Origin of the sequence: Kitasatospora sp. NPDC094019 (assembly GCF_044764505.1) — a bacterium.
Lineage (GTDB): Bacteria > Actinomycetota > Actinomycetes > Streptomycetales > Streptomycetaceae > Kitasatospora.
On the sequence record NZ_JBIWIF010000049.1, the window covers coordinates 1 to 1,020 of the forward strand.

The window sequence follows — 1,020 nt, forward strand, 5'->3', positions numbered from 1 at the left end:
CTAGGGGCTGTTCAGGGTTCGGATCTTGTGGTGGCTCGGTTGTGGGCTGGTGTGTCTGGTAGAACTCGGGATCGTGGCGCGTTTTGACGTGACGGATGCTGAGTGGGCCTTGATCGAACCGCATGTTCCGGTGGCTGCCACCGGGCCTCTGCCGCGGCGGGTGCGGGACCACTTCAACGGGGTGTTGTGGCGGTTTCGCACCGGCAGCGGGTGGCGGGACGTGCCCGAGCGCTACGGGGCCTGGTCGACGGTGTACGCCCGGTTCCGTGGCTGGGTGGCCTCGGGGTTTTTCCAGGGCCTGATGGACGAGTTGATCGCGGAGGCCGCCACGCGAGGGAAGGTCGGGCTGACGTTGGTCAGTGTGGACTCCACGATCGTGCGGGCCCACCACGAGTCGTCCGGACTGGCGGTCGCCGGGGAGACTCTCGATGCACTCGAGCAGGCCCTGACCGAGGAAAAGGGGGTTCCGTTGCCGCAGCAGCGGGCTGTGCTGCGGGTGATGCGGAGCCGGCGCCGGACATCGCCACCGACTCCGCGCAGGTTCGTGCCCAGGCACGCCGTCGCCGCAGGGCCCGGGCCGCGAAAGCCGGGCTCGGCCGGTCCCGGGGCGGGCTGAGCAGCAAGATCCATGCCGCCGTCGATTCCGCGGGCCTGCCGCTGGCGTTCGTGCTGACCCCGGGCCAGGCGGCCGACTGTCCGCAGTTCCAGGCCGTGTTGGGGAAGGTCCGGGTGCGCGGCCCGGTGGGCCGGCCGCGCACCCGGCCGGACGCGGTGGCCGCGGACCGCGCGTACTCGTCGAAGGCAAACCGCTCCTACCTGCGCAGGCGCGGGATCACCGCGGTGATCCCGGAGAAGGCGGACCAGGCGGCGAACCGCCAACGCAGGGGCTCGGCCGGAGGCAGGCCCGTGGCCTTCGATCCCGGCCGCTACAAGCAGCGCAACACCGTCGAGCGCTGCTTCCAGAAGCTCAAGACCTGGCGCGGCCTGGCCACCAGGTACGACAAGAGCCCGGAAAGCTAC

General features: G+C 70.9%; 2 protein-coding genes. Both read left to right on the forward strand.

Going from position 1 to position 1,020, the window contains the following annotated elements; all coding sequences use genetic code 11:
• The first annotated feature begins 73 nt into the window (after window positions 1-73).
• The gene (locus tag ACIQ9P_RS39325) at window positions 74-616 is read left to right on the forward strand and encodes a transposase (protein ID WP_402367346.1); all 543 of its coding nucleotides are present in this window, start codon (window positions 74-76) and stop codon (window positions 614-616) included.
• The coding region (locus ACIQ9P_RS39330) for an IS5 family transposase (protein ID WP_402367349.1) at window positions 520-1,020 on the forward strand (501 nt) is incomplete at its 3' end. The genes ACIQ9P_RS39325 and ACIQ9P_RS39330, both read left to right, overlap by 97 nt.